At 33.9% G+C, this 22,476-nt stretch carries 15 protein-coding genes; 6 read left to right on the top strand and 9 right to left on the bottom strand.

Annotated elements, in window-relative coordinates; all coding sequences use genetic code 11:
- Nucleotides 1-48: 48 nt before the first annotated feature.
- From ACQY44_RS04400 to ACQY44_RS04375, 6 genes are all read left to right on the top strand, one after another.
- Nucleotides 49-1,320 (top strand): sterol desaturase family protein, encoded by a 1,272-nt coding sequence (locus ACQY44_RS04400; RefSeq protein WP_428229191.1) that lies wholly within the window; start codon nt 49-51, stop codon nt 1,318-1,320.
- A gap of 9 nt (nt 1,321-1,329) precedes the next feature.
- Entirely contained in the window at nt 1,330-2,007 is a 678-nt protein-coding gene (locus tag ACQY44_RS04395) for a lysoplasmalogenase (protein WP_428229190.1), read from the top strand.
- A 123-nt stretch (nt 2,008-2,130) separates the two neighbouring features.
- The gene (locus ACQY44_RS04390) at nt 2,131-2,583 is read left to right on the top strand and encodes a 2-dehydro-3-deoxyphosphooctonate aldolase (RefSeq protein ID WP_428229189.1); all 453 of its coding nucleotides are present in this window, start codon (nt 2,131-2,133) and stop codon (nt 2,581-2,583) included.
- 457 nt (nt 2,584-3,040) lie between these two features.
- Nucleotides 3,041-3,859, top strand: a complete 819-nt coding sequence (kdsA, locus tag ACQY44_RS04385) for a 3-deoxy-8-phosphooctulonate synthase (RefSeq protein WP_271335365.1) — start codon at nt 3,041-3,043, stop codon at nt 3,857-3,859.
- A gap of 19 nt (nt 3,860-3,878) precedes the next feature.
- Nucleotides 3,879-4,784: a hypothetical protein gene (locus ACQY44_RS04380; RefSeq protein WP_428229188.1), complete on the top strand. Its 906-nt coding sequence runs from the start codon at nt 3,879-3,881 to the stop codon at nt 4,782-4,784.
- Between the two features lie 280 nt (nt 4,785-5,064).
- On the top strand, nt 5,065-5,748 hold the full coding sequence (locus tag ACQY44_RS04375; RefSeq protein ID WP_428229187.1) for a YiiX family permuted papain-like enzyme: 684 nt from the start codon (nt 5,065-5,067) through the stop codon (nt 5,746-5,748).
- A 113-nt stretch (nt 5,749-5,861) separates the two neighbouring features.
- Here the strand turns inward: ACQY44_RS04375 and ACQY44_RS04370 are convergent, their stop codons facing one another.
- From ACQY44_RS04370 to ACQY44_RS04330, 9 genes are all read right to left on the bottom strand, one after another.
- On the bottom strand, nt 5,862-7,250 hold the full coding sequence (locus ACQY44_RS04370) for a M20/M25/M40 family metallo-hydrolase (protein WP_428229186.1): 1,389 nt from the start codon (nt 7,248-7,250) through the stop codon (nt 5,862-5,864).
- A gap of 151 nt (nt 7,251-7,401) precedes the next feature.
- Nucleotides 7,402-9,324, bottom strand: coding sequence for a family 43 glycosylhydrolase (locus tag ACQY44_RS04365; RefSeq protein ID WP_428229185.1), 1,923 nt, complete (start codon nt 9,322-9,324; stop codon nt 7,402-7,404).
- Nucleotides 9,325-9,425: 101 nt separating this feature from the next.
- Complete coding sequence (locus ACQY44_RS04360; RefSeq protein ID WP_428229184.1) at nt 9,426-10,253, bottom strand: glycerophosphodiester phosphodiesterase family protein; 828 nt, start codon at nt 10,251-10,253, stop codon at nt 9,426-9,428.
- A 133-nt stretch (nt 10,254-10,386) separates the two neighbouring features.
- Nucleotides 10,387-12,687 (bottom strand): beta-glucosidase BglX, encoded by a 2,301-nt coding sequence (bglX, locus tag ACQY44_RS04355; protein WP_428229183.1) that lies wholly within the window; start codon nt 12,685-12,687, stop codon nt 10,387-10,389.
- A gap of 93 nt (nt 12,688-12,780) precedes the next feature.
- Nucleotides 12,781-13,494 (bottom strand): prolyl oligopeptidase family serine peptidase, encoded by a 714-nt coding sequence (locus ACQY44_RS04350; RefSeq protein ID WP_428229182.1) that lies wholly within the window; start codon nt 13,492-13,494, stop codon nt 12,781-12,783.
- 11 nt (nt 13,495-13,505) lie between these two features.
- Nucleotides 13,506-14,882, bottom strand: coding sequence for a glucoamylase family protein (locus ACQY44_RS04345; protein WP_428229181.1), 1,377 nt, complete (start codon nt 14,880-14,882; stop codon nt 13,506-13,508).
- A gap of 71 nt (nt 14,883-14,953) precedes the next feature.
- Nucleotides 14,954-16,429: a RagB/SusD family nutrient uptake outer membrane protein gene (locus ACQY44_RS04340; RefSeq protein ID WP_428229180.1), complete on the bottom strand. Its 1,476-nt coding sequence runs from the start codon at nt 16,427-16,429 to the stop codon at nt 14,954-14,956.
- Nucleotides 16,430-16,433: 4 nt separating this feature from the next.
- The gene (locus ACQY44_RS04335; RefSeq protein ID WP_428229179.1) at nt 16,434-19,463 is read right to left on the bottom strand and encodes a SusC/RagA family TonB-linked outer membrane protein; all 3,030 of its coding nucleotides are present in this window, start codon (nt 19,461-19,463) and stop codon (nt 16,434-16,436) included.
- A gap of 244 nt (nt 19,464-19,707) precedes the next feature.
- Nucleotides 19,708-22,452, bottom strand: a complete 2,745-nt coding sequence (locus tag ACQY44_RS04330; protein ID WP_428229178.1) for a LuxR C-terminal-related transcriptional regulator — start codon at nt 22,450-22,452, stop codon at nt 19,708-19,710.
- Nucleotides 22,453-22,476 lie beyond the last annotated feature (24 nt).

The following is a 22,476-nucleotide window of genomic DNA, read 5'->3' as shown; positions in this document are numbered from 1 at the left end:
AAACATTCTATTTTATTCTATATTTGAATAAAATAGAATGTTTTTTTTATGGAAGAATACGGAAAGATATTGATTATCGCTACGCCTATTTTTTTAGTATTAATTATAATCGAAAAAATATACGGCATTTACAAAAACGACGACACCGCTCCTTTGATAGACAGCGTATCAAGTATAAGTTCCGGAATTACCAATTCTGTAAAAGATGTTCTGGGATTGAGCCTTACCTTCATCTCTTATGAATGGATGGTCTCTAAAATTGCGATCTATCATCTAGAAGCCAACATCCTTTCTTATTGTATTGCCTTTTTTGTTATCGATTTTTATGGCTATTGGAGCCATCGATGGGCCCATCAAATCAACTTTCTTTGGAATAAACATGCCATTCATCATAGTAGTGAAGAATTTAATCTTGCTTGCGCTTTGCGTCAACCTATCGCTAGTTTGGTTAATTTATTTACTTTTTTATTGATTCCCGCCGCATTATTGGGCGTTCCTGCAACTGTAATTGCAATTACTTTACCGTTGCATCTTTTTTTACAATTTTGGTACCATACCAAGCACATCAAAAAAATGGGATTTCTTGAATATGTTTTGGTAACACCCTCGCACCATAGGGTTCATCATGCGATCAATCCGGAATATTTAGACAAGAACCATTCGCAGATCTTTATTTTTTGGGACAAACTATTTGGTACTTTTCAAGCCGAATTAGAAGATGTTCCACCTGTTTTTGGTATTACAAGGCCAGCACATACCTGGAACCCAATCCGAATTAATTTTCAACATTTGAGTTTATTGATTAAAGATGCCTGGAGAGCTGAAAACTGGAAAGACAAGCTCTCCATTTGGTTCAAACCAACTGGTTGGAGGCCTGAAAATTTTGATGAGAAATATCCTGTAGATAAAATTGATAACGTATTTGACTTTGAGAAATATGGTACACAAAACTCGCAAAAGTTAATCTACTGGTCAGTGGCACAAGTCCTGGTTACTCTTTTGTTTGTGACCTACCTATTCGATAACATTTCTAAAATTGGTTTACCTAATATCTTCATTTACGGTTTATTTATTCTGATCACGATTTACAGCTATTCTGAATTAATGGACAAGAACAAATATGCTATATTATGGGAAGGCCTGCGCTTTATTCTTGCCATAGGGATTATAACGTATTATGGAGATTGGTTCGGCTTAAGTCATACTTTTTCTATGGGCAATTCTATTATTTTAAGTTATTTGTGTACCTCTTTTTTAATTACAATTTACTTTGTGACAATTGATTTTAAAACCCACCACAACCAATTCATAAATTCATAAAAAATGCTTATGAAAAACGCCATTTTTTTCAAAATCTATATTCTGCTTAGCATTCTATACCTGCTCATTTTACTTTCAGGATACGAAAATTTAGATCTATTCTTAAAACCTGTTTTGGTTCCGTTATTGGGATTTGGGGTTTATTTTTATCGAAAATTTCCTTCCAGAAATATTCTTTTAACTGCTATAATTTTTTCCTGGATTGGAGATGTTTTATTGCTCTTTGCAGATATGGCAGAAATTTATTTTATTTTAGGATTAGTTGCTTTCTTAATTGCCCATCTTGCTTATTGTGTGCTTTTTAATAAACAAATCACAGGTGAAATACAGATCAATAAATTTCTTTTTGGAATTGGAAGCCTTACTATTGCTTTTTACTTAATCGGGATTGTTCTGGTTTTGATGCCCAATCTGGGCGATCTAAAAATACCTGTAATTATTTACGCCGCCGTAATTTCGACAATGCTTTTATTTGCTTTTAATGGTTATCTGATTTGGAAGAAACCCGGGGCATTATACATCTTTTTAGGGGCAATTGCGTTTGTTGTTTCAGATAGTACTCTGGCGATCAACAAATTTCATACACCAATAGAAAAAAGTTCGTTTTTTATTATGCTGACTTATCTTGTGGCACAATATCTGATCGTAATGGGTATTCTGAAACTGAATACAAAGAAAGTCGATTAGCCCACGGATTTAATGCACAGATCTTTATATTTTTTAATCTTTGGCAAAAAAAATTAAAAATTCGTGAAATTCGCGGCAAAAAGAAAAAACACTTTTACATTTGTATGACCAATACCTTGAACCATGAAAAAAATAGCGCTTTTTATCATTTTGTTAATCACTGTAACTTCTTGTGTGAGTACAAGATCGACTTTGAAAAATGTGGATGATAATGCTCCTGATCTAGTTTTGAAGAAAGATAATACGTTTGTCATTACTCTTTTTAGCAGCGATAAAAAATACGGTTACGATCCAGATTATCCGGTTAATATTTTTTTCAGAAATACAAAAGATGAAGCCTTAAACGAAAGTCGTTTTTTGAACGCTTTAGCAGGCCCAAACGGAGAAAAAATCACTTATACACGCTTAGAAACCTGTTGTCCTTTCCCTACTAAGCGAAGTGATATGGGTGCAGGATTTTTGAATGTTTATGAGTTAAGATGGGATGGACAAAAAAAACCTATAAAACTCTATTTAAACATTTATGAAAAAGGGATTTTGATGGTTCCGATGGGATTGAGCCTGAAGAAGGAGTAGTAACTTTCCGCTAAAAAACATAAAAAAACTATAAAGACTTCAATAATTATATTGAAGTCTTTTTTTATACAATATCATCTCTGGCTCTTATCCGCAAGCTTTGTAGAAAAACATGAGTTTTGCAACATGATAATTATCATTTAGCAGTTTATTGCAATGCTTTAATATTGTTTTTTTTTATAAGCCAAAATTATGATTCCGTTTAAGTTGCCTATTAAATCTTATAATTCTACTAATGCCCCTTAGCCCTGATAGCAGCGAAAATCATTTTTTGAGAAAGCCTGTTTTTTCTGGTTTTTGCAGAGCGACCGGAGGAAGCTCCTGCACAGACCAAGAAAAAAAGGGTTTGGAGAAAAATATTGAAGCGGAGAGCAGGACGAGCTTCTTAAAATAATCTTAAATCTTCATCTCGTATTCATAAATCATAACTACCTTTGCACTGTCAAAAAATCATACTATGAACATACAACATATTCCACAAATTAAGCATACTGAAAGTGGCAATTTCTTTTTACTGGCGGGGCCTTGCGCTATCGAAGGAGAAGAAATGGCACTTAGAATTGCCGAAAAATTAGTTGGTATTACCGACAAACTCCAGATTCCTTATGTATTTAAGGGATCATTTAAAAAAGCCAACCGTTCCAGAATTGATAGTTTTTCCGGAATTGGTGATGAAAAAGCATTAAAAATTTTACGAAAAGTTTCTGAAACCTTTCACGTTCCAACTGTAACAGATATTCATACGAATGAAGATGCTGAAATGGCGGCGCAATATGTAGATGTTTTACAAATTCCTGCCTTCTTAGTTCGTCAGACTGACCTTGTTGTTGCGGCAGCTAATACCGGAAAAGTGGTGAACCTGAAAAAAGGGCAATTTATGAGTCCGGAAAGCATGAAACACGCGGTACAAAAAGTACTGGATTGCCATAACGAAAATGTAATGGTTACAGATCGTGGTACTATGTTTGGCTACCAGGACATGATTGTTGATTTTAGAGGAATTCCTACTATGCAACAATACGCATCTACTGTTCTTGATGTAACACATTCGTTGCAACAACCTAACCAAACTGCCGGTGTTACGGGCGGAAGACCTGATATGATTGAAACTGTTGCCAAAGCGGGTATTGCTGTTGGAGTTGACGGTATTTTTATCGAAACTCATTTTGACCCTGCTAACGCAAAAAGCGATGGTGCCAACATGTTACATTTAGATTATTTTGAAGGCTTAATGACCAAGTTAGTTGCTATTAGAAAAACAGTTAACTCATTTTAATTTTTTAATACCATTTTCATTGAAAACAAAAATTTTATTTTTCTTTCTGATGTGTGTTTCTTTAAACACTTTTGCTCAGGAAGAAATCACAGTACAAAGATATACAGCTCATAATAAAGGAAAATTCTTCGTTTCGTGGGGAGGTAACAGAGATAGCTATACTAAATCTGATGTTAACTTTAGAGGTAAGGATTACAACTTTACAGTTAATGACATGAAAGCTCATGATAAACCAAAAGGGTGGCATCTTGACTATGTAAATCCTGCAAACATGACAATTCCTCAGACTAATTTTAGAATGGGATATTTCTTTAGCGATCATTACAGTGTTTCTATTGGTTGGGACCACATGAAATATGTAATGACCCAAAATCAAATGGCTAATGTTACCGGTACTATTAATTTACCTGCTGATCAATCTGGATCTATTTACAACGGACTTTATAATAATACACCAGTAGATATGTCTCAAGGTGGTGCTATTGAAGGTGGTTATGATAAAGGTGTTACTAACCCAAATGGCCCTGCTTTTTTAATGTACGAACATACAGATGGTTTGAACTATATTAATACTGAGGTTTCAAGACATGATGATATCTCTAAATTATTTGGTATCAATAATACTGATAAAGTTCAGATTAATTTAACAGAAGGTTTAGGTGCCGGACTTTTATATCCTAAAACCAATGCAACAGTTTTAGGAAAAGAACGTCATGATGATTTTCATGTTTCCGGTTATGGTTTATCTGCAAAAGCAGGAATTAACTTTACTTTCTTCAAATATTTCTACATTCAGGGTGAGCTAAAAGGTGGTTACATCAACATGCAGGATATTAGAACTACACAAAGTAACGATGATAAAGCTTCGCAGGACTTTTTCTTTTTGCAAAGAATTATCGCTGTAGGTGGAATCTTCAGAATCTAATATTTCTTAAAATATATTTAAAAATAGTTATCATTTTGGTAACTATTTTTTTTTGCCTTTTATTTGCTAAGGTTAATAAAATACAAAAATGTTGCAGGTCAGGGAGTCGCAAATTTTTTTTGGTTCACGCAGATTCAGCAAATTATTGCAGATTTAATTTAAGAATGTGTTATGCATCATCATCTGTTTAAATTTCTTTAAGATCCGCCTGAAATAAAACTTTACGTTCACATGATACAGCTTAAAAACTCTTACTACTAAAACACCTTAAAATCAGAAGATGAAAAAATCAAAATATCTATTTGTCGGCATTACGTTTTTACTCAGTTTTGGTTGTGCTTTATTTGTTGCCATGAAGGTTTTTCCGAACAATCCTTTTTCTCAGACAAAAACTCAGGGAGAAACTACATTGACGAATAAAATTCAGGATGGTGATCTAATTTTTCAGACTTCTGAATCAAGTCAATGCGAAGCGGTACGAATTGCAACCAATTCTAAATTTTCGCATTGCGGAATCATTTATAAAATAAACGGGAACTGGTTTGTTTTTGAAGCCGTACAGCCTGTAAAACTAACTCGCCTGGAAGAATGGATCAACCATGGAAAAGATCATAAATATCTAATTAAAAGGCTTAAAAATGCTGATATTGTACTAAATCCTGCCACGCTACAAAAAATGAAAGATTACAGCCAGCGTTTTATGGGCAAAGAATATGATGCGTATTTTGATTGGTCTGATACCAGGATTTATTGTTCTGAATTGATCTGGAAAATCTATAAAAACGGTGCTGGTATCGAATTATCTAAATTAAAACAATTAAAAGACTTTAATTTGACTGATGCACGGGTAAAAAAGGTATTAAAAGAAAGATATGGAAACGACATTCCGCTTGAAGAAAAAGTGGTTGCACCGTCAGATTTGGTAGATTCTGATTTACTGAAAACGGTAATCGATACGTATTAAAATGATTGCCCACTGATATTACGGATAAAACAGATTTGACACGGATCTTTATAAACAAAAAAGCGATGAGTTTATCCTCATCACTTTTTTTGTAAATCTATTTGTTTAAAAAATTAGTTTGCTGTTGGCAGAACAATTCCGTTTTGATCCATTAAATAGATTAATGAGGTCATTGTCGCAGCCCCAAGCTCTAATTCTCTTTTGTTTATAGCATCAAATTTATCGTTTGCTGCATGATGATAATCAAAGTAACGTTGGGAATCCGGTTTTAAACCTGCTTTAACGATTGCCTTAGACGTTAAATGTCCAATATCTGAACCTGCATGACCAATTGTAAAACTGTGTACTAAATAAGGCTCAAAAAGAGGCGCGTACTCTTTTATTTTTTTATAATTCGTATCATCGGCTTCTATAGAAAATCCTCTTGGACTAAATCCTCCTGAATCGCTCTCCAGGGCAAAAATATGATTTTCGTTCTTTTGTTTCGAAACTTCTTCATACTTAGCACCACCTTTTCCTCCGTTTTCTTCGTTCATAAACAATACTACACGAATTGTATTTTTAGGTTTGTAGTTTAAGTTTTTAAGAATTCTGATTACTTCCATACTTTGCACTACTCCTGCTCCGTCATCGTGAGAACCATCGGCTAAATCCCAGGAATCTAAGTGCCCTCCGACAACCATAATGTTTGATGGGTTAACTGTTCCTGTCAATTCTCCAATTACGTTATAAGATAAAACATCCGGCAAAGTCTCACAGGATTGTTTGAAATAAAATTTTAATGTTGGATTTACTTTCAACGATTTGCTCAATAATTCAGCTCCGTTTGTACTAATGGCAGCCGTTGGAATGTATTGCTCTTTTGGTAAATCACCATAACTTTGAGCTCCTGCATGCGGAAAATCATCTAAACGTAAATTCATCGAACGCACAATGGATCCGACAGCACCTAATTTAGCTGCTTCTTTTGCTCCTGCAAATCTTTGATCTACACAAGCTCCATAAGAAACAAAGGTTTCAATGTTTTCGGGATTCATTGGTCTGTTGAAAAATACAATTTTACCTTTTACTTTATCTCCTAAAGCTTTTAATTCATCAATACCCTGTACCTCAATAATTTCTGCTGTAAGTCCTGTTTTTGCAGTTGCAATCGATCCGCCTAAAGCGCAAATTGGCACAATTGTTTTTACTTTTCCGTCTAAGATATAAGCAGTTTCTTTTTCGCCACGAACCCAATGCGGAACCATAACTTCTTGTAAATATACTTTATCAAGGCCTAATGTTTCCAACTGTCTTTTAGTATACTGCACGGCTTCCTCAGCAGTTGCAGAACCTGATAAACGGCTTCCTATATCATTAGACAAATATTCTAACCAGGTATAACATTTAGCTTCTGTTAAAGCTTTTTTGTAGAATAATTTAATATTCTTTTCATCATTTGATTGTGCAAAAGATATAAATCCGCTTAAAACTAAAGCAGTTAAAAGTATCGTTTTTTTCATAGGTTGTATCGCGTTTTTTTTGGTTGTTTTACAAAGGAACAAAATTCTTTAGAACTGCCAGAGTTTCTCATCAACTATTCACATAAAAAAAACTCTAATTACAAACCTGTTAGTTTATAATTAGAGTTTTTATCATTTTAATAAAATAAAACTATTTTACTTCAATACTCTTATTCTTTGCTCCAATTCCGTTTTCATTAAAAGCTTCAATAGTAAAATAATACTTTGTTCCTTTGTCTAAACCTCTAAAATCATACGAATTATCGCCATACACCATTATACTATTATATAATTTATCAGGCGTAATTCCGTAATAAATATTATAACCAATGGCATCAGCTTGTTTTTTCCATGAAATCATAGCGTTTCTGGAGTCTTTTTTATTTCGATCTACTTTAAACGAATGAACAGCTTTTGGTTTTTCTGACAATCCATTTCCAAATACTCTGAAATCCGAGATCGCAAACAATCCTGATGCATTGTGAATATTTTCCATTTTAATATAACGCGCTTTAATCGCTTTTGTTAATGCTACATAATCATGAGGAACATCTTTGTCATTTTTAGATTTATCTATTACTAAAGTCCAGTTTTGAGCATCATCTGACATGAAGATTTTATATTGATAATAAATATCCATTGCTTTATTAAACTGAGTTGCTTTATGATCTGCATAATTAATCTGCAAAGCGTTAATTTCCATTTGTCGGCCTAAATCCATTTGAAGCCATTCTCCCGGATCACCTGTTTTAGCAGACCAATAGGTTTGAATATTTTCATCGGTTAAATTTTCTGCACCGTAACAAAATTTTTCGTACACTTTTTTACCGCCATTATCCATTCTGTGCGTTTCGACTTCCATGCAGTCTTCAGAAGAAGATACTGTTACGGGTTTTTTATAAGAAAGTAACATCCATCCTGATGAAGCACCTTTTGTCTGATCACGTTGTTGTGTTGGCAATACAATTGGAAAATCACCGTAAGAAGTTATCGAGTACATTACATCATCTTTGTCAAAACCTGCCGGAAACATATCGATACGACGTTCAAAACGATCTTTAATCGAAATTTTGCAAGTTCCGGTATTCCAGTAATTGCCATAATTATCAGCAAAAGTATTTCCGTGCCCTGCTCCAATTACAAATCCGCCTGGTTTATATGACATTGGATTGTGTTTTTGATATTCGAAAGGTCCTAACGGACTATTACCCACATGAACACCATTTGCATAGCCTTTAAACTCTGTTGCAGGTGCTCCGTATTGCATATAATATTTACCATTGTGTTTGGTCATCCAGGCTCCTTCAATAAAATTACCCCAAGGTGCAGGCTCCATGTCATTATTAGGACCAAAACGTTCCCAACCATGTGAGGCAGGATCTAACCCCACTACTTCTTTGATCTCTCCGTACGGACGCTGAATGTCTTCAACTTCGGTTGCTTTATAAAGTTGTGCATAATCTGCCTGGTTCCCTTTTGGAAGCCAGGTTTTATAATCCACTTCTACTCCAACAAGAGGTAATTTACCACTTGAACCGTAGTACATATATACTTTTTTATCATCATCCTGAAAAATAGCAGGATCCCAGGTTGGAAGCATTGCTTTGTCTACATGTCTTGTCCATTTTCCTGATTTTGGATCAGCTGTTTTCCAAATCGGGTGATCTCTTTTCCATGTTGAACCTACATAAAATAAGGTGTCATTGACAACCCATGCTGCAGGTGCACACTGATCATCGTCCCCGGGTTGTCTTTGAAAACTTCCGTACACAAAATTCCAGTCAGACATATCCTTACTCCAAAAGAAACCTGCCTGATTCGTAGCAAATAAATAATACTCGCCTTTGTAAGTAATGATTACAGGATCTGCACTTGAACGACGTGATTCCGGAATTCCATTATGATTATGGGTAGTATAATTGTACCCAATATTGATCGGATTACAATAAGTTGTGGCTGGTTTATTAGGATCAAACCATTCTGTTTTACCCGGAATACTGGATTTTTGTGCCGAGATATTAGTATTAAATCCTATCAAAAGCAACAAAAGCGATAGAGACGATAGTTTATACATTTCTTTTATTTTTTGTTTTTAAAATTAGATTTCATCGTTTAAAAGCGAATCTTTACTCTTTGTTCTTTACTCTTTGTTCTTTCTTCTTTATTCTTTCTTCTTTATTCTTTCTTCTTTATTCTTTCTTCTTTATTCCTTACTCTTTCTTCCTTATTCTTTAATCTTTCATTCAACAATTCAGGTTCGTTGGTCGTGATATAATCAAAATTATTTCCCACAATCCAATCCATCACATCAGCGTCATTAACGGTCCAGACATTGAGGGTAATTTTATTTTCCTTTGCTTCTTTGATCCATTCAGGGTGTTTTTGAAAAAAGGAATAATGATAATCGACACCCGAAATATGATCTGATTTTACTTCTTTTGGAGATTTATTCCCTTCCAGATATTGCAAAGAAGTTTTTGGATCTACTTGTCGAATTTGTTTTAAAATTTCGTAATCAAAACTAATATAGCCGGTAATTTTTTCCGCTCTAAGCTTTTTGATTGTTTCAACTGTTTTTAATGCAGTTGTCTTTCCTCTTTCTTTGCTTATTTCCGAAGGTTTTATTTCGCATACCAAAAGCGTATGTTTATTATTTCTTTTACCTTCTGTAATGTACTCGTGTAAAGTGGGCAGTTTTTCTCCGTTTGAAAGCTTAAATTTTATTAAATCGCTATAATTTGTTTCTTCAATAAGCAATTTATTATAATGCGCGTCGTGATTGATTATAAGTGAATCATCTGCTGTTCTCCAAACGTCAAATTCTGAACCGGCAAGCTTCAAATCAATAGCGTGTCTGAGGGAAGCTATCGAATTTTCCGGCAAATTATTTTTTTTCCATGCTCCGCGATGTGCGACAATACCGTTTTTTGTTGCATTGCAAGAAATCAAAATTATTAGTGTCAGCATCAAAAGAAATGCAGGACGTACTTTTATTGTATTCATTTTTTCAGGAATTAAAATTTAGATTTCAAAGGTTAACAACTGTAGATTTTACTTACAAAATCTACACTGAAAAGCTAAAAAAAAGCCCTTCGTTAACTAACTACGAAGGGCCGATCAATAATAAATAAACCAACTATTTAGTTAACTCGAAACTAACTTTCTTATCGGCATTTGAATTTCCTCCAACAAAAACATCAAACTGCCCTGGTTCTGCTACAAATTGTAAATCAGAATTATAAAATTTTAAGTCTTCAACTGTGATCTCAAAAGTCACAGTTTCTTTCTCCCCTTTTTTAAGTGTAATTTTTTGGAAATTTTTCAATTCTCTAACGGGTCTTGTTACTGAACCAACTAAATCTCTAATGTATAACTGAACTGTTTCTTTTCCGTCATAGTTTCCTGTATTGGCAACATCAACAGTAACTTTTAATTTTCCGTCAGCATTCATTTTATCAGATGAAATTTTGACATTTGAATATTCAAAAGAAGTATAACTCAAACCGAAACCAAATGGGAATAATGGTTCGTTTCTTTCGTCAATATAATTAGATCTGAATTTTTCGAATTTACCTTCAGTGTTAGAAAGTGGTCTTCCTGTATTTTTATGCGCGTAATAAATTGGCAATTGACCAACACTTCTTGGGAAAGTTGATGTTAATTTTCCTGAAGGATTTACATCTCCAAATAAAACATCAGCAATAGCATAACCCGCTTCACTACCTGCAAACCACACATTCAAAATTGCAGGAACAGTTTCGTTTTCTTCTTTAATAACTAACGGACGTCCGTCAAATAAAACCAAAACAACCGGTTTTCCTGTTTTTAACAATGCATTTAATAAATCTTTTTGTGCTTGTGGAATTTCTAAATTCGTACGGCTGCTAGATTCTCCGCTTAATTCTGCAGATTCTCCAAGAGCAGCAACAATCACATCTGATTGATTGGCTACTTTTAAAGCTTCGGCTAATAATTCTTCTTTTGAACGAGCATCACGATGTAACGTTTTACCAAACATTGTTGCGTTTGTCTCAAAAGTTTCATCGTAATCTAAATTACTTCCTTTAGCATATAATACTTTCGTAGATTTTCCTGCCACTTCTTTGATTCCTGCTAAAAGCGAAATAGCATTTTCCATTTTTGTAGCCACACTCCAGGTTCCCGGCATATTTTCTTTAGCATCAGCCAGTGGCCCGATTAAAGCAATAGTTCCTGATTTTTTAAGAGGCAATACCTGACCTTGGTTTTTTAATAAAACCAATGACTGAGCTGAAATTGATCTTGCTTCTTTTCTGCTGCCTGCCGTAAAGATTTCAGTTTTTGCTCTGTTAGCATCACAATATTTATATGGATCCTGGAACAATCCCAAGTCATATTTAGCCTCTAAAATAAGTTTAACAGCATTATCAATTGTTTCGATAGTTACTTTTTTCTCGTCTAAAGACTTCTTCAAAGTAGTTAAGAAACCTTCTCCCACCATATCCATTTCAACACCTGCATTTAGAGACTGAGCAGATACCGCTTGTAAATCTCCCATTCCGTGTTCGATCATTTCAGGAATTCCGGTGAAATCAGTTACTACGAAGCCTTTAAAGCCCCATTGTTTTCTTAAAATATCTGTCATTAACCATTTGTTTCCTGTTGCAGGAATTCCGTCAACTTCATTAAAAGAAGCCATAACAGATCCTACTCCGGCATCTACAGCTGCTTTGTAAGGAGGGAAATAATCGTTGAACATTCTGATATGACTCATATCAACTGTATTGTAGTCACGACCACCTTCCGGAGCACCATATAAAGCGAAATGTTTTACACATGCCATGATCGAATTGTTTTTTGAAAGATCGTGTTGTTGGTATCCGTTTACCATTGCTTTTGCAATTTGGCTTCCCAAGTATGGATCTTCTCCCGAACCTTCAGAAACTCTTCCCCAACGTGGATCACGAGAAACATCAACCATTGGAGAGAATGTCCAGTTGATACCATCAGCACTTGCTTCCTGAGCTGCAATTTGAGCACTTCTTTCGATTAGCCCCATGTCCCAGGTACAAGATAATCCTAACGGAATTGGAAATGTTGTTTCGTAACCATGAATAACATCCATTCCGAAAATCAATGGAATTTTCAAGCGGCTTTTTTCAACAGCAATTTTTTGTACTTCTCTAATTTTTTGAACAGATTTTATATTGAATAAACCTCCTACTTTACCTTCAGCAATTTTTGTAGCCACATCAGAACTGTTTGCTTGTCCTGTAGTAATATCTCCAGAAGTTGGTAAATTAAGCTGACCTAATTTTTCATCTAATGTCATTTTTGACAGTAACTCAGCTACAAACTCTGACCTTGGTTTAATTTTTACTGCACTTTTAGTATTCTTTTTTTGAGCGTAACCCAAAACAGCACATCCTAAAAATAGTAAGACTAATTTGTTTTTCATGTGTATTTAATATTTGTTTTTTAACGGAGCATGGAATCGTTTTTCTTCATTTGATTTATAATTTGGAATCAAAGCGATTTCATTCTATTGTATTTATTTGTTTGTATTCGTTTTTATCTGTTTAAACATCCAGTCATAAATTTCAGGATTATCATAAACTCTTGTCCAGCTATCGTGGCCAGCGTCATCAAAAATGGTTAGTTGCACATCTGGTGCATTGCATTTTTTTAGTTCTTTGTAAATGGTTATGGCGTAATCTACCTTTACCACATCATCTAATAATCCGTGAAAAATTCTGGTTGGAATATTGGCAATCTTACAAGCACTTTCCAGGGCAATCAAATCAACAAAACCTGAAATAGGCACTATTGCCGCAAATTTATCCGGGTAGGAAAGTGCCAGATTCCATGCTGCCCAACCTCCGGAACTTAATCCTGTAACATATATTCTGTTAGGATCTATTTTGTTCTCTTTTTGAATTTTTAAAATCAATTCATTAATAGATTCTATGTCCCAATTTTCATCTTCTTTACATTGTGGTGCTAAAACATAAGCATCTAATTGATTTGTTTTAAGATATTTTAATGGTCCATTAATTTTTACTTTTTCAATGTCTGTACCTTTTTCTCCGTCCCCTGAAATAAAAACTATTAAAGGCTTTTTTTCTTTTGTATTGGCCGGTTTGTGTAATGCATAACCTAGTTCATGTTTCACCATCACTACAGTTTTAATTGTTCCTGTAGTTTCACTCTGTGCAAACCCCATTACATAAAAAAGAAGTATCAATAATGTTAAACTGTTTTTCATTTTATACGTTATTAAAAACCGTATTTCCCGGATTTAAATCCCAGTTTTACTAATCCTTGTTTCACTTCCGGAGCATTCATGAATAATTTCCATAATAAACCTGTACGGTAATTTTCAATCATAACCACTTCAGGTCCCTGATCGATTGCTAAGTAACGTTTCGCTACCCAATTATCATTTTGTAAACTAAGAGCATCATAGAAACCAGCATCTCCCCAGGTTTGGTCTTTATGATTTTCATAAAGATTTCGTATCACGGCCATTGATTCTTTTGGAGTGTATACAATTGAACTTATGGCTCCTGTTGGTGATATAACGCCAACATCATTTGTTGGAAAATGTGCATTATACCCAATTGATCCATCAGGATTCCTTGAATAGGATGCTGTTAATCCCCAATAATCAGGTCCGTAACCTTCAAATTTCTTTGGATTTTCAACACAATACTCATAATCTATTTTAACCTGATTTACATTAAGATCCCAATAGTTGGCATATTTATCTGTTAATTGATTTGGATCAAGCCCTACATAAGAATAATGTGCCCAAAACAATGGTCCGCCAAATTCTTCAGCTCCATTATGTTTTAAAATTAATGGAATATTATATTTTGTTTTAGAAGTAACGATTCCACCACTTCTGGCCCAGCCTTCATGATATGTCTTTGCATCAATTGAATGTGTTGGCGAAGACGCTGCCATAACATATGTTATCAGACACTCATTATACCCCTCAAGCGGAAAATTCATTTGCCAGTCGTATGTTGGCGACCAGTGCCAGTACAATACATTTTTATTGTTTGTGTACCATTGCCAGTCAACACTTTTCCAAAGTGCATCATATTTTTGAGCTACAGCTTTGTCTTTTTCAGAACCGTCTTTTAGATATTCGCGAACCGTAATCATTCCCGCAACCAAAAATGACGTTTCGACTAAGTCTCCACCATTATCCTTGGTTCCAAAAGGTTTTACTTTTCCTGTATTTCCGTCTATCCAATGCGACCATGCTCCGTGAAAACGATCTGCTTTACCTAAAAAATCTGCAATTTTGTTTAGTCTTTCAACTCCTTGTTTTTTAGTAATATATCCCTGAGACATTCCTGAAACAATCGCCATAAGTCCAAAACCTGAACCTCCGGTTGTTACAATGTTAGGATCATTGTCAGGATAAAATCCATCCGGATGATAACGTTCTCTTGCTAATCCCGAATTTGGTTCTGCGTAATCCCAGAAATATTTGAAAGTTTGTTTTTGAACAGTAGCTAAAAGTTCATCATCTGTTAATTTAACCGTAGCAGCTTTTTCGGCAACTTTCTCTTTCGATTTTTCACCAATTGAACCACAACCAAAAAAACTAAATGCTAATAATAAAACTGAAATTCTAACCATTATAAAAAATTTAAAAACAATGAATAAAAATCACTCCTCTCTTTCGAAAGGAGTGATTTTGGAATTATAAATTAGTAACCAGGATTTTGTGTTGACATACCATTAGATTGTATGATAAATGTTGCCGGAATTGGGAACAATTCATTTTTACCTTCTGTAAATGTTCTTCCGTTAGGGAAAAATTCATTTTTATCGGCTGCGAAAGCTGCTTTAGCTTGTCCAGTTCTAACAAGATCAAAGAATCTGTCAAATTCAAAAGCTAACTCTACTCTTCTTTCTTTCCAGATTGCAGTTCTGACTGCTGCCTGAGAAGTTGCAGGAGTATCTCCTAAACCAGCCCTGTGTCTGATTTCGTTTAATAAAGGAATTGCTGCAGAAGTTTGGTTTAATTCGTTTAAAGCTTCCGCTTTCATCAACAATACTTCACCATATCTTAAATATTTTATATTAGCATCTGTTTCCCATGCATCAGTAAACGATGAAGAATAAGCTTTGAAGTTGTACATTGCGTTTTCTACTGTCGCCGGAACCACTCTTCCATCGTACAATGTTGAGTTTCTGAAAATAATAGTAGCGTCTTTTCTAACATCACCTGCTTCATAAGCATCTAGCAAACTTTGTGACGGAGTGTTGAATCCCCATCCCCATCCACCGGCTCCACGAGCGCCCTGAACGTTAGAATATCCAATAATTCCTTTGGTTGGTACTGCTCCATGCCCGTTAATTTCGAACATAGATTCAATGTCATTTTCACCTTCTAATCTAAACATTTTAGCATAGCTTGGGTTTAATGCATATCCGGTGATCAAATTACAATTGTCAACTACTTGCTGCCATTTCTTTTGGTACAAACTAACTTTAGCCAATAAAGCATAAGCAGCACCTTTTGAAGCTCTTTCTTTTTCATCTGCTGAATAAGTCGCTTTTAGTGGTAATACAGCGATTGCATCTGCCAAATCTTTCTCAATAAAAGCATATACCTCAGCAACTGGTTTACGGGTAAGCAGCATTGCTTTATCTTCTTCAGAAGTTGGGTTTTGCAAACGGTCGACAATTGGTACACCACCGTAACATTTTACCAAAGTGAAATACATAAAAGCTCTTAAAAATTTAGCTTCTCCCATTAATCTTTCTCTTAAAGCAGGATCAGCTTTATCTAATTTTGGGATAATCATTAAGGCTTGATTACATCTGTTGATACCGTCGTACTGTGCGATAAAAGTACTTTCTGCAGATGGGTTTGATGAGTTATAGCTTAAAGCATCCAACACATCTTTATCTGTTCCTGCATCTCCCGGTGAAGATCCTTTATCAGCATCATCCGAAGTAATACTGGCCAATCCTATCCAGCCAAATGAACTCATATCCCAATCAAGAAACTTAGTATAAATTGCAGTTACAAACGTTTTTGCTCCATTGTCACTATTATACAATTCAACGTCTGTTGTTGGTATCGCCTGTGTTGGATTAACATCTAAAAAGTCGTCCTGGCAAGCTGTAAAAAACAATGCTGACAATGCAAACATTGATATATATATCTTTTTCATAATATTAAAATTTTAAATTAGCACCAATAACGAAAGATCTTAAAGTAGGATAAGCATCAAGCTCAATTCCTTGTGTTCCGTAAGGGTCACCATTCCCATTAAGTTCTGGAGAATAACCAGAGAATTTTTGAGTAATAAATGGATTAATCGCATTTACATAAATTCTGCAATACTCAATAAAACCATCGGTAAGTGGAAGTTTATATCCTAAAGTAATATTGTTTACTCTAAAGAAATCACCTGATTCTACGTAATAGGTAGAGGCAACAGGTACTTCATTAAATGGTTTTGGATTTGATGCAGTTGTATTCGACGGAGTCCAGTAATCGTTTGTTAATGAAGCCTCAATATTTTCACCTGTAAAACGCTGTGCTTTTTTACCGTTGTACACTTTAGCTCCGCCTGTACCATATCCGTCAACAGAAAAGTCAAAGTTTTTATAGTTAACTCCTAATGATACACCATAATTGCTTTTTGGTAAAATTGAACCAACATACTTTTTATCTTTTGTAGCATCTAAAGCGCTTTGAACTACTTTATTACCAGCTGCATTGTAGTATAACATTTTACCATTTGCAGGGTCTATTCCCGCATATTCGTACACATAAAAACTACCTAATGGCTGACCAACAGATGTTTTGTTAAGCATTTTTGTGTCCTGTCCATTTCCTAAATTCCCTCCAATTACCGGCGAAATATCGAAATCTTTTAAAGCAGAAAGTTTGTTTGTATTTTGAGAAAAATTCCCACCAACCCAGTAACTTAAATTATCTGAAATTTTATCATCCCAACGTAATGAAAGCTCATAACCTTTGTTTGATACTTCACCAACATGTGCAGGAGTTGCTATTGTCAATCCTGAAGACATATAAGGCTTTGTGTTTAAAATTACGTTGCTTGTGTTTTTATCATAGTAATCAACCGATCCTTTTAATCTGCTGTTTAATAATTCAAAATCAAGACCTACAGAAGCTTCTTCTGTAATTTCCCAAGATAAACTTGGATCAATTTGTGAGTTAATTGTGGTTCCGGGATACAAGATTGAACCTCCTAAGTAACCGTCTAATCCTGAAGCATAAGCCTGGCTGTTTAATGGAACGTTTTGGTTTCCTAATTTACCCCAGCTACCTCTTAATTTAATTAAATCAACACCTTTAATATCAGATAAGAAACTTTCTTTTGTCATGATCCATCCTAAACCAAAAGATGGAAAAGTTCCCCAACGGTAATCTTTTGCAAAGTTTGAAGATCCGTCACGTCTGATAGTTCCGGTTAATAAATACCTGTCCATTAATTTATATTGGAACCTTCCAAAATAAGATGCTAATCTGCTTTCATTATAGGTTATATCATATAAGCTTGTAATATCTCCTACGTATTCTACTCCGTGAGCATCTTTAGCATTATACAAAGACCAGTAGTTAGAATTTGTACTTACATTTTTTCTGGCAATAGATAAAGTTTCTCTTGGTCCTTTTACAGAAGCTTCCATACCTGCAGTTAATTCAAGATCATGAATACCGCCAAAAACTTTATTATAAGTAAAATAGTTCGATAAATTCCAGTTAAAATACTGCTCTCTTCCTCTTGTCAATAAATTAACAGGATCGCTTTTATGACTATCTACATAATCAGCAGCTGTTGTATTTGGGTTTGCTGCCATCCAGATCCCCTGCTTATCCTCGTAATTGTATTGTTTCCATGAATAGTATTCTCCATTAAATTGAGAAGTAAATTTTAATCCTTTTATAATTTCAAAATCCAATCTTAAACCACCTTGAAGTGTTACGCTTCTTTGTTGTTCATTATAGAAATCTAATTGCGCTACCGGATTACCAACATTGTTAAATGAAGAACCAATTTGGCTGGCAACACCACTTGCATTAACACGTGATACACCATACTGACCATCAGAAAAACGTACCGGAACTAAAGGAGATTGTTTGTAAGCATTTGTAAAAGCTCCTAAAGGTTTTGGTGCAGAATTAGCTGAAGTAAAACTTAAATTTTGAGTTAAAGTTATTTTTTTAGAAATTTTAAATTCGTTGTTATTTCTAAAAGTAGTACGACTGTAGTTTAAACCGTTTAAAATAGCTTGTTCCTCATAATTTCCTGCACTAAAAAAATACTTGATATTTTCTGAAGCTCCGGAAATGGAGATATTGTTCTGAGTGTAAGAACCTGTTCTTGTAATTTCATCAAACCAATTTGTATTAACTGGTTGATTTGCAGCAAATGTATTGGTACCTAAAGCAGCATTAGAATAAGCTGCATATTGGTTTGAATTTGCCATTTTAACCTTTTTAAGAGGCTCTCTGAAACCTGCAAAACTTTCAATTTCTACAGATACCTTATCACCTTTACCTTTTTTGGTTGTAATAATGATAACCCCGTTCGCTGCTCTTGTACCGTAAATTGCTAAAGATGAAGCATCTTTCAAAATTTCATACGAAGTAATATCATTTGTATTGATATTGTTAATATTCTCCGTTGGCATTCCGTCTACAATATACAATGGAGATCTTCCTCCTAATGCAGTTCCTAAACCTCTAATAACAACAGAAGGTGTGCTTCCCGGTAAATCAGATGAAATAACCTGAACACCGGCTGCCTTACCCTGAATTGCCTGAGATGCGTTTAAGACTTTTGTTTTTGTAATTTCCTCTGCTTTTAAAGAAGTAATAGCAGATGTATTATCAATTTTCTTTCTGGTACCGTACCCAATAACCACTACTTCTTTTAATGCAGTATCCCCTGCTTCTTTTAATGTAATTGTCATAGGAGCGGCTGTTGCTGCAATAGACACAGCATCAAAACCCAGCATTGAGATTTTTAAAATCTCCCCCTCTTTGGCATTAATTGTAAAATTTCCGTCGAAATCAGCATCAGTAGAAGTTCTGGAATTAGGAGCGCTAATAACTGCTCCCGGAACTCCCATCCCACTACTGTCTACTACTTTTCCTTTAATTGCTTGTCCAGACATGTAAGCCGGAAGTAGCAAGAGTGCTAAAAAGCTAAAAATAAAATTTTTCATACAGTTCGTAATCGTTTAAGTTAGTAGAGCCAAATTAAACAATTACAACGTTGTAGTATATCACAATGCACTACTACATAACTACATCATTATGTTAAAATATAATCATATACGTATGATTATCAAGACCATAAATGTTAATTTTATTTCATTAACATTACCTTATGATGTAGTAATGATGTATTGGAATTATATAAAAAAAGATATGTAAAAATATAATATCTTCAAAAATTAAATGCAAATCTTACACACTTAATAAAAACTTTGAGAGATTTTCCTCCTGAGAGAGGTTTAATTTCTTTCTTAAGCGATATCTATGTAGTTCTACACCCCTGAAAGAGATATTCATCATGGGAGCAATTTCCTTAGAAGAAAGATTCATTTTAAGATAAACACATAGTTTTATATCCTTTGGAGTAAGACTAGGAAACTTTTTAGAAAGGTTAATGATGAACTCATTGTGAATTTGATTCAAGTTAGTTTCAAATATTTCCCATTCGTGTTTATTGACTTCATTTATTTTAATTGCTTTTCTGATTTCACTTTTAAGCTTATTAAAATCTTTTTCTGAATCTAAAATACTCTGAATATTTTCAATCATTTCACTTTGTTTTGCAATAGATAATGATTTACCGGCTACCTCAGAAGATTTAGTTTGCAATTCCAGTTCTAAAATATGTTTTTGATATTCCTGTACATTCAATTCATTTTCAGCTTTTAATTCCATTTCCAAAATTTCGCGCTGATGTTTTAATTCTTCTGCCTGCAATTTTAATTTCTGCATGTAGCGAAGTTTATTCCATTTATAATAGAAAAAGAGTACCGCGCCTATTATCAGCATATAAAGCATCACCATCCAGATAGAAAAATACCAGGGTTCAGCTACTTTAAATTCAAAACCCGAAACTTTTTCATAACTCGCCCCATCGTGCTTGTAAATAACGATCGAATGATTTCCACTATTTAGATTATTCAACACCACCTGACCATTAGAAATCTGAATATACTCTTTGCTTTTATTCAGTTTATAGAACAAATTGGGTTTGCTGGCGCCATAAATTCCCGAAATAACATTTATTCTTAACTCTGTATTGTATTTAATCTTAGAATCATCAATAATCAGGTCACCACCATTAAAAGCTTCTATTTTGACATTTGAATTTTGCTTGTTTTCATATTTCAACTGAAGAGAAATAAACCCGTCATCCAGATTTAACAGATAATGGTTTTGAGTTTTAAAAATTCGTAAATTATCATTGATTAAGGTTCCTTTATAATATTTCTCCTGAATGATATTCCAGATAAACTTATTTCCCGTAGCATAAATATGATATAAAATCCCATTCTGAAGTACAACAAAATGATCATTATCAATTGCAACAACATCTGTTATATTCTTGAAATTAGAATTAAACAGCTCGTTTTCTTCAAGATTATTGGTAATAGAATTATAAGTGTACCATAAATTATTTATCAGAAAAAGAATTTCTTTCCTAAATTCAAAAATCTTAATCCCAAAGTCATTTTTTATTTTACTTTGCTGCGTAATATTCTCAACCTTTTTGGTATTAAAATGATCATCAAACTGAACACGGTATAATCCGCGATAATTATCAGCAGCCCAAATTTCATTCTTTTTATTCTGAGCAACATATTTAATGGGTTTCGAAAGATCTTTAATAATTTTATACTGCGTTAGTTTCGAAATATCATCATACACCAGAACCCCGCTGTAAGTAGATTGAAAATAAGTATTATTGATAATACTTTTAGACAGGTTCCATCCTCCACTTATATTATTAATCTTAACTAAAGTCCCATTCTCATAGCAAAAGGTACCATCGTTGTGCCCAATGATATATTTATTATTAATTTTAGTAATATTCCATGCCTGACCCTGAGTGTTGGGAAGCATTTTAAACTTACCTGAAACAAATTCAAAAACACCATGGTTAGAAGCAATTAAATATCCTTTATCGATTGCCGCAACTGAATAAACAGACCCTAAAATTCCTGAATTATCATAAAAAAAAGATATTGGCGAATTTACTTCTACATGAGTAATACCATTATCCAAACCAAGCCATAAATCATTTTCTTTATCGAAACCAATACTCAACACTGAATTATTTTTCAGTACATTGTTTCGATCGATATTCTTATAACTATCTGTGTTGAAATCATAAATAAAAAGTCCCCTATTACCTGTTCCTATGACCAATTTATTGTTTTTAATAAATTTAGCCACGTTTATAGTAGCATCTTTTAAGGTTTCATTTAAAGGATGATTCCACGTTCTTAAGCCTTCTTTTTCAACTATAAAAATGCCCTTTTTCTGAGTAAAAATATACGTTTTGTTTTGGTATTTTTCTATCGCGTGAACAACTGTTTTCTTCAAAACATTCCAGCCTTTCGGATTTGTGATTTTTGAGCAATCCATCTTAAAAAGGCCTTTTTCGACTGAAGCTACGTAAACACTATTATCCACTACAAAACAATAGGAAATTAAAAAAGGAAATTTAATCTTTTGAATGTGTTTTCCGTTATAAATAAAAACATCATTAAAAGATTGAAAATATATGGATCCATTGAACCTGAAAATTTTCCAGATTTCTTCATTATCTTTCTCGTCAAATAAGCGCAAATTTTTGGTAATAGAAACATAGTGCATTTTACCTTCTTTTCTGTACCAATAACCAAATTCCTTATAAGAACCGGAATAGATCTTATCGCCTTCTATCATAATCGAGCGGATAATCGTTTTATTTGGTAATGTATACTTTTCCCACATCACACCATCATAACGCAATAAATAATGATTATTCGCAAAATACATGGCATTATCTTTCCCCTGAGCTACATTCCAAATTTGATTGTCGCCCTGGTAATCTGATTTATTATAATTTTCTACAAAGGGAAGTAATTCTTGTGCTTGTATGTGTGAAGCAATGAAAAAGAAAAAAAGTAGTTTTAAAAGTATCGATTTCAAAATATGGTATTTTATATTCAAAGA

This window comes from Flavobacterium sp., from assembly GCF_965277525.1.
GTDB lineage: Bacteria > Bacteroidota > Bacteroidia > Flavobacteriales > Flavobacteriaceae > Flavobacterium.
This window is presented reverse-complemented; position numbering and strand designations above follow the sequence as displayed.